The sequence below is a fragment of the Micromonospora sp. NPDC049060 genome (assembly GCF_040649055.1).
In the GTDB taxonomy this organism is placed as follows: Bacteria; Actinomycetota; Actinomycetes; order Mycobacteriales; family Micromonosporaceae; genus Micromonospora; species Micromonospora reichwaldensis.
The window spans coordinates 1-8568 of the sequence record NZ_JBEZEV010000131.1; the positions used below are offsets into that span (position 1 = coordinate 1).

The window sequence follows — 8568 nt, forward strand, 5'->3', positions numbered from 1 at the left end:
GTGCGCAGCACCATGCCTGGGGCGAACCGCGCTTCGGGCTCGTCGGTCCGCACCTCCACGGTGACCTCACCGCGGATGCCGTGCGGCTTGCCGACCCTGCCGACGACGAGCAGCATCAGTACGAGTCGACGATGTCGACGCGTACGCCGCGCCCGCCGATGGAGCCGATCACCTGGCGCAGCGCCTTGGCGGTCCGGCCGGACCGCCCGATCACCGTGCCGAGGTCCTCCGGGTGCACGCGGACTTCCAGCCGCTTGCCCCGACGGGAGTCGACCATCCGGACGCGTACGTCATCGGGGTGGTCGACGATGCCCTTGACCAGGTGCTCCAACGCCGGACGCAGAGGCATGTCAGGCCTGCTCACCGGCGTCGGCAGCGGCAGCCGGGGCCTCGGCCGGAGCCTCGGTCTTCGGCGCCTCGGCCGGAGCCTCAGCCTTGGCGGCCTTCTTGGCCGGCTTCGCCGGCGCCTCGGCCAGCCCGGCGGCGGCCTTCGCCTCGGCCTCGTACGCCGCGGTGCGGTTGACCCGCTCCGGGGCGACCTTCAGCGGCGGCGGGGCCGGCAGGCCCTTGAACTTCTGCCAGTCACCGGTCAGCTCCAGCAGCCGCTGCACCGCCTCGCTCGGCTGGGCGCCGACGGACAGCCAGTACTGGACCCGCTCCGACTTGACCTCGATCACCGAAGGGTCTTCCTTCGGCTGGTAGACCCCGACGAACTCGATCGCCCGGCCGTCGCGCTTGGTGCGCGAGTCGGCGATGACGATGCGGTACTGCGGGTTGCGGATCTTGCCCATCCGCAGGAGCCGGATCTTTACGGCCACAGTTGTTTCGCTCCTGTTGCGATCTCACCTGCCCGGTACGGGCGGTGCACGGGTGAGTGTCGACCGGCACAGTGGGGTTGGGCCGGAGACTGCTCGGTGGACTGGCGACGTGCCCGGGTTAGAGGGCGCCGGACGCGCGCCGGATACCAGCCAGCCATTCTGCCAGATCGGGCCCCGATCGCTCACACCGGACCACCCTCGGTCACCCGCCGGGCGGCAGAAGTGACCGAAAGCACAGTCGCCGGCCGGCGGCCGGCCCCGCCGGTCGGGGGCGGTACGCGGGCCGGTCGGGCCGGGTCAGCGCACCGGGGGGCGGTCCCAGCCGGGCGGCAACCCGTCGGGGACGGTCCAGTCGGGCGGCGGGGTGAAGTCGCACCAGGTGCCGTCGAACGGGAACTCCCCCGCCTCGGCCAGCGCGATCACCCGCTTCCCCTCGGCGCGGACCGCGTCGGCGTCGGTCACCCAGTAGTGGTCGGGGAAGGCGAGCCGCTCGGCGAACTCCCCCTCGTCCTTCCACTCCCAGCCCAGGTCGGGGCGGACGACCACGTCGAGGTCCTGGTCCACCATGTCGACGCCGGCGAGCGTGCCGTCGTCCCAGCGCACCCCGGGCTCCTCCAGGTTGACGTACCAGGTGGCGAAGCGGTCGTGCGCGTCGCGGAACCACCACACGGAGTGGGCCGCCCCGGTGGGCAGGAACTTGAGCACGGAGGGGCCGTCCCACCGGCCGGTGGCCAGGCGGTACGACGAGGAGATCCACTCGCTGAACGGCACCGCCCGCATGCCCAGCCCGGCCTCGGTGACCTCGCTCGCGACCGGGGAGTCGCGGGGCACCCAGAGCAGCAGGCCCCGGTCGTCGTCGCTGACCACCCGCGCGGTGCGTACCCAGCCGATCCGGCCCCGGCGCACGTTGCGGTGCACGATCAGCCGCCCAGGTTCGAATCTCACGGACCGACCCTACCGGCCCAGGCCCCCCGCTCCCGCCCACCGCTCCGAGGTGCGAGGAAGGGACCCTTCCGCTACCTCAGGCGTCAGGAAGGGTCCCTTCCTGACGCCTGAGCGAGCTGCCGCGACACCTGAGGGGTGCGACGGGACTCAGTACGCGCGGGCCAGGATGGCGACCAGGTCGGGCTCGTCCTCGGAGTCGGGCACCGAGCCGTCGGCGCGCAGCAGGCAGCGCACGGTGACGCCCTGGCCGTTCGCCTCCGCCTCGCCCTGCACGCCGACCGCCGACCACGGCACCATGGCCCAGCCGGTGGCCGCCGCCTCGATCGCCTCGGCGAGGGTCGACACCTCGACCGTGCGGGACTTCCGGTGGGCCAGCGCCTGGTCGTGCAGGGCCCGCTGGTCGGCGTCGAGGGCGGCCAGCACGGCGGTCACCACGTCGGCCACCGGCGTCGGGGACTTCGAGCCGTCCGTGCGCCGGACCACGACCGCGTTGCCGGCGGCCAGGTCGCGGGGGCCGACCTCGACGCGTACGGGATAGCCGCGCAGCTCGGCGTCGACGGCCCGGCGGCCGAACGGGGTGTCGGTGCGGTCGTCGAGCGCGACCCGGACGCCCGCGTCGCGCAACGCGTCGCGCAGCTTGGCCGCCGCCTCACCGACGCCCTCGCCGTCCTTGACCACCATGACGTACGCCTGCACGGGCGCCAGCTTCGGCGGCACGCGCAGGCCGTTGTCGTCGCCGTGGCACATGATCAGGCCGCCGAGCATCCGGGTCGAGGTGCCCCAGGAGGTCGTCCAGGCGTGCTCCCGGCCGCCCTCGGCCGACGAGTAGCTGATGTCGAAGGCCTTGGCGAAGTTCTGCCCCAGCTCGTGGCTGGTGCCGAGCTGGAGGGCCTTGCCGTCACCCATCATGCCTTCGCAGGTGTAGGTGGCGGTGGCGCCGGCGAAGCGCTCGCGGGCCGTCTTCAGGCCGACGACCACCGGGATGCCGAGCACGTTGACCATCAGGTCCTCGTACGCCTCGTGCAGGATCCGGCGGGCGTAGGCGCGGGCGTCCTCGCGGGTCGCGTGCGCGGTGTGCCCCTCCTGCCAGAGGAACTCGCTGGTGCGCAGGAAGATCCGGGGGCGCAGCTCCCAGCGGACCACGTTGGCCCACTGGTTGAGCAGCAGCGGCAGGTCCCGGTAGGAGTCGATCCACTTGGCCATGAACTCGCCGATGACGGTCTCGCTGGTGGGGCGCACCACCACCGGCTCGGCGAGCTGCTTGCCACCGCCGTGGGTGACCACCGCCAGCTCCGGCGAGAAGCCCTCGACGTGCTCGGCCTCGCGCTTGAGGTAGCTCTCCGGAATGAAGAGCGGGAAGTACGCGTTCTCCGCGCCCGCCGCCTTGATCCGGGCGTCCATCTCGGCCTGCATCCGCTCCCAGATGGCGTAGCCGGCCGGGCGGATGACCATGGTCCCCCGGACCGGGCCGTTGTCGGCCAGCTTCGCCTTGGCGATCAGGTCCTGGTACCAGCGGGGAAAGTCCTCCGCACGGGGAGTGAGCACGCGTGCCATGACCGCACATCCTATGCGTCGGCCGAAGGGACGACGTCATCGGGCGCGACGTCGGCGGTCTCCGCCGTGCCGGTCGGTGCGGCCGGGCTAGGATTCGACCACCATGGGTGAGGTGAGGGACGGCACCCGTTCCCGGGACGCGATCGTCGAGGCCGCCCGGGCATTGACCATCGCGACCGGCTGGGACGGCGTCCGGATGGGTGCCGTCGCGCGCACTGCGGGGGTCAGCCGGCAGACGGTCTACAACGAGTTCGGCACCAAGGCGGGGCTGGCCGAGGCGCTCGCCCGGCGGGAGGTCGACCGGTTCGTCGGCGACGTACGTGCCCTGCTGCGCGCCCACGGCGACGACGTGCGGGCCGCCGCGCACGCCACCATCTCGCACACCCTCACGCAGGCGGCCGACGACCCGCTGATCAAGGCCGTCCTGACCAGCTCCCGGGGCGGCTCGGACGACCTGCTGCCCTACCTCACCACCCGGTCGGAGCTGGTCCTGACCGAGGCCACCGAGGTGCTGCTGGAGTGGGCCGACGGCGTGCTGCCGGGCGCCGACCGCGACGCCGTCGCGTTCGCCACGGACTCGGTCGTCCGGTTGGTGATCAGCCACATCGTCCTGCCCGGCGCCCCCGTCGCGCAGACCGCCGCCGCCCTCGCCGACCTGGCGGTGTTCCTGCTCGCGCACGCGCTCACCCGGGGCGACGGGACCGGCTGACCGGCCGCCGGGTCAGCGCACGACGCGGCCGCGCAGCACGATGCGGGCAGGGCTGCGTACGGCGCGCAGGTCGGCGCGCGGATCCTCGGCGTAGACCACGAGGTCCGCCAGGCCGCCCTCGACCAGCCCGGGGAAGCCGAGCCACTCGCGGGCCCGCCAGGACGCGGCGGCGAGCACCTCCGTGGTGGACATGCCGGCCTGCTCGTGCAGCAGCAGCATCTCCTCCGCGGCGAGGCCGTGGTCGATGCCGCCGCCGGCGTCGGTGCCCACGAAGATCGGCACGCCGGCCTCGTGCGCCGAACGGACCACCTCGGGGAACCGGTCGCGCAGGGCGAGCATGTGCTCGGCGTAGCCGGGGAACTTCTCCCGGGCCTGCTCGGCGATCCCGCCGAACGTCCGGATGTTGATCATCGTGGGGACGAGGGCGGTGCCCCGGCGGGCCATCTCGTCGATCAGGTCCAGGCTGAGGCCGGTGCCGTGCTCCACCGAGTCCACCCCGGCGCGCACCATGATCTCCACGGCCGACTCGGAGAAGGTGTGCACGGCGGCGCGTACGCCGGCGGCGTGCGCGGCCTGGACGGCGGCCGTCATGGTGTCGGCGTCCCACGCCGGGGCCAGGTCGCCGACCCCCCGGTCGATCCAGTCGCCGACCAGCTTCACCCAACCGTTGCCGGCGCGCGCCTGCGCGGCCACCGTCGCCGCCACCTCCGCAGCCCCCACCTCGACGCCGATGTCGCGCAGGTAGCGCTTCGGCGGCGCGACGTGCCGGCCGGCGCGCGCCAGCCGCGGCAGGTCGGGCTCGTCGTCGAGTTCGGGGTACGGGTACGGCGACCCGGCGTCGCGGATGGCGAGGACCCCGGCGTCCCGATCGACGCGGGCCAGCTCGCGGGCCTGGTCGAGGGAGGTGACGGGGGCGCCGCCGCGGGCGATGCCGATGTGGCAGTGCGCGTCGATCAGGCCGGGCAGCACGAACCCGCCGTCGGCGATGGTCTCCGCGCCGGGGACCGGGGTGAAGGTGACCCGGTCGCCGACCAGCCACAGGTCACGGACCTCGTCGTCGGGCAGCACCACGCCGCGTACGTGCCAGGCCATGCGTCCTCCGTCTGCGCGCAAAGGGGGCGGTCCGCCCGTCATTCTTCCCGGTCGACACGGGTCGGGAACGCCCGGGTGCAGCGGATGCGCGGTCCGCCGGCCGCGCCCGGCCCCACTCGGCGCAGCCGCCCTCGACTCCACTGCGTAGCCCTGACGCCACCGGGTGACACGAATGGTCGATTGACAGATTTCTCTATTTACGCATGTCTTGATGAAGAGATCCTTCGTCACCAGGATGCTCCCAGGCGCCCGGACACGGGCGTCCACAGTGTCGCCTCACCCCAAAAGGAGCGTCGGGACAGTGTCACCACGACGATGGCGAATGGCCGCGGTCGGCCTGGCGGTCGGCCTCACCCTGCCGATCGGCGCCGCGGCGCCAGCCGCCGCCAAACCGGACTCCGCCGACACGAAGGTCAGGGCGGTGGCCGCGAAGGTCGACAGGAAGGTCACCACCCGGCTCGCCCGCGAGGGCAGTGCCAGCTACTGGGTCTTCCTGGACAGCAAGGCCGACCTGTCCGGCGCGGCCAGCCTGCGCGGCAAGACGGAGAAGGCCGCCCACGTCCACGGCACCAAGACCGCCCACGCCGAACGCAGCCAGGCCGGCCTGCGCGCCATGCTGACCCGCGAGGGCGCGGATTTCACCCCGTTCTGGCTGGTCAACGCGATCAGGGTGACCGGCGACGCCGAGTTGCTCGGTGACCTCGCCGTGCGCACCGACGTCGCCGAGATCCTCGCCGACGAGCCGGTCGAGATCCCGAAGCCGCTGCCCGGCGAGACCGTCCCCACCACCAACGCCACCGAGTGGAACATCGACCGGATCAACGCGCCGCGGGTCTGGAACGAGCTGAACGTACGTGGCGAGGGCATCGTGGTCGCCAACATCGACAGCGGCGTCGACGTCACCCACCCCGCCGTGGCGGCCAGCTACCGGGGGCGCAACGGTGACGGCACCCTCGACCACAACTACAACTGGTTCGACCCGGCCGACATCTGCCCCACCGACGCCCCGTGCGACAACAACAACCACGGCACGCACACCATGGGCACGATGGTCGGCTCGGACGGCGCCAACGTGATCGGCGTGGCCCCGGGCGCCCGGTGGATCGCCGCCAAGGGCTGCGAGACCAGCGGCTGCTCGCGGGCGTCGCTGCTCGCCTCCGGCCAGTGGATCGTCGCCCCCACCGACCTCAACGGCGCCAACCCGCGCCCGGACCTCGCCCCGGACGTCGTGAACAACTCCTGGGGCTCCAGCGCCTACGACCCGTGGTACACCGAGATCGTCTCGTCGTGGGTGGCCGCCGGCATCTTCCCGGCCTTCTCCAACGGCAACAGCGGCCCGAGCTGCAACACCTCGGGCAGCCCCGGGTCGTACACGATCAGCTACAGCTCCGGCGCCTTCGACGTGAACAACGCGATCGCCAGCTTCTCCAGCCGGGGCACCGGCGAGAACGGCGACATCAAGCCGAACATCGCCGCGCCGGGCGCCAACGTCCGCTCCTCGGTGCCGGGCGGCTACTCGGCGCTCAGCGGCACGTCGATGGCCTCCCCGCACACCGCGGCGACCGTGGCCCTGATGTGGTCGGCCTCGCCGGCCCTGCAGGGCGACGTCGCCGAGACCAAGCGCATCCTCGACGACACCGCGATCGACGTCGACGCGCTCACCTGCGGCGGCACCGTCGACGACAACAACGTCTTCGGCGAGGGCCGGCTCGACGCGTACGCGGCGGTCGACGCCACCCCCCGGGGCGCCCTCGGCGCGCTGGGCGGTCGGGTCACCTCCGGCGGCAGCCCGCTGGCCGGGGCGGACGTGACGGTCACCGGCCCGATGACCCGCGTCACCAGCACCGGCGCCGACGGCTCGTACGCGCTCGACCGGCTGATGGTGGGCGGCTACACGGTCTCGGTGAGCAAGTTCGGCTACACCACGGCAACGACCTCGGTGACGATCACCGAGAACCAGACGGTCGGCGCGGACGTCGCCCTCGATGCGGCCCCCTCGGCCACGCTCAGCGGCACGGTGCGCACGTCGAACGGCACGGCCGGCGGCGCCACCGTCGCTGTCCTCGGCACCCCGCTCACCGCCACCGCCGACGCCGACGGCCGCTACGCCGTGACCGTGCCGCACGGCACGTACGACGTCCGCTTCGCGCACACGTACCGCTGCTCGGACGAAGTGACCAGGTCGGCGCAGGTCGGCGCGGACACCGTCCTGGACGTCACCCTGCCCGACCGGGTCGACTCCTTCGGGTACGCCTGCGGCCCGGCCGGCGGCTCGTTCGTCGCCGGCACCCAGCTGCTGGAGACGTTGACCGGTGACAACAGGTCCGTCCCCGTCACGCTGCCCTTCCGGGTCCCGCTCTACGGCAACTCCTACCGGCAGGCGTGGGTGAGCACCAACGGCGTGCTCGGCTTCGGCACCTCGTCGACCAGCCGCCTCAACACCGCCCTGCCGAACACCACCAACCCCGACCTCGCGCTCTTCCCGTTCTGGGACGACCTCTACGTGGAGGAGGACTCGGGGGTCTACACGGCCGTCACGGGTGCCGCGCCGCGCCGCACCTTCGTGGTGGAGTGGCGCAACGTGTCGATCTTCGCCGACCGGTCGATGCGGCTGACCTTCAGCGCCGCCATCGGTGAGGACGGCTCGATCACCTACCGGTACGCCGACATCGACGGCGACGGCGCGGAGACCGGCACCGGCGCGACGATCGGCCTGGAGAACGTCGACGGCACCGTCGGCTTCGAGTACTCGTACAACGCCCAGGCGGTCGCCGACGGCACGGCGATCACGTTCCGCACCACCCGCAGCGGGGTGCTCTCCGGTGTGGTCACCGACGCCAACGACGGGCGCCCGGTCGCCGGGGCCACCGTGACCGCCCGGGTCGGCGACGCGACGGCCACCCAGACCACGGAGGCCGACGGCACGTACCTGATCCAGGCCCCCGTCGGCACGGTCGAGTTCACCATCGACAAGCAGCACTACGAGGCGGCGTCGGGCTCCGTGGCGGTGCAGGCCGGCGCGGCCGAGGTCCGTTCGACGGCGCTGCGTACCGCACGCGTCGGCACCCCGACGAGCGAGCTGACCGTCGTCTCGGGGGCCGAGCAGACCCGGAGCCGACAGATCACCCTCAGCAACACGGGGGTGCTCGGCACCGACGTCACGGTCACCGAGCTGAACTCCGACGGCACACCGCAGGACGTCAGCTGGCTCGGCCTGTCGGGTGCCACCGTCACCCTGGGCAGCGGCGGCCGGCACACCGTCGGCGTGGCGACCAGCACCGCCGGCCTGGCCCCCGGCAGCTTCCACCAGGCCAAGCTGCGGATCTCCTCGGCCAGCGGGCGCCAGCCCGTCCTGGACGTCCCGGTCACCCTGGTGGTGCCGCGTACCACCCTGGCGATCGACGCCGGCGCGACGGCGGGGCGGGGCGCGCGGGGGCGGCCGGCAGCACA

At 73.0% G+C, this 8568-nt stretch carries 7 protein-coding genes and 1 pseudogene; 2 read left to right on the forward strand and 6 right to left on the reverse strand.

Annotation, left to right across the window (positions count from 1 at the left end):
- The 5 genes and pseudogenes from AB0B83_RS28770 to proS all read right to left on the reverse strand — a co-directional run.
- Positions 1-113, reverse strand: a pseudogene (locus AB0B83_RS28770) (ribosome maturation factor RimM); the annotation flags it as partial.
- A 2-nt stretch (positions 114-115) separates the two neighbouring features.
- On the reverse strand, positions 116-376 hold the full coding sequence (locus AB0B83_RS28775) for an RNA-binding protein (protein ID WP_172862164.1): 261 nt from the start codon (positions 374-376) through the stop codon (positions 116-118).
- Entirely contained in the window at positions 351-818 is a 468-nt protein-coding gene (rpsP, locus tag AB0B83_RS28780) for a 30S ribosomal protein S16 (RefSeq protein ID WP_121396105.1), read from the reverse strand. Before rpsP ends, AB0B83_RS28775 begins: the two co-directional genes overlap by 26 nt.
- Before the next feature lie 297 nt (positions 819-1115).
- Entirely contained in the window at positions 1116-1763 is a 648-nt protein-coding gene (locus AB0B83_RS28785; protein ID WP_311410949.1) for a DUF402 domain-containing protein, read from the reverse strand.
- A 147-nt stretch (positions 1764-1910) separates the two neighbouring features.
- Positions 1911-3317: a proline--tRNA ligase gene (proS, locus tag AB0B83_RS28790; RefSeq protein ID WP_357580792.1), complete on the reverse strand. Its 1407-nt coding sequence runs from the start codon at positions 3315-3317 to the stop codon at positions 1911-1913.
- A gap of 103 nt (positions 3318-3420) precedes the next feature.
- On the opposite strand from proS, the gene AB0B83_RS28795 reads away from it, so the two are divergent.
- Complete coding sequence (locus AB0B83_RS28795; RefSeq protein WP_357580793.1) at positions 3421-4026, forward strand: TetR family transcriptional regulator; 606 nt, start codon at positions 3421-3423, stop codon at positions 4024-4026.
- 12 nt (positions 4027-4038) lie between these two features.
- On the opposite strand, the gene AB0B83_RS28800 is transcribed toward AB0B83_RS28795, so the two are convergent.
- Positions 4039-5118, reverse strand: coding sequence for an amidohydrolase family protein (locus AB0B83_RS28800; RefSeq protein ID WP_101414575.1), 1080 nt, complete (start codon positions 5116-5118; stop codon positions 4039-4041).
- 322 nt (positions 5119-5440) lie between these two features.
- Here AB0B83_RS28800 and AB0B83_RS28805 point away from each other — a divergent pair.
- Positions 5441-8568, forward strand: a 3128-nt coding sequence (locus AB0B83_RS28805; protein ID WP_357580794.1) for a S8 family serine peptidase, incomplete at its 3' end; no start/stop codon positions are given.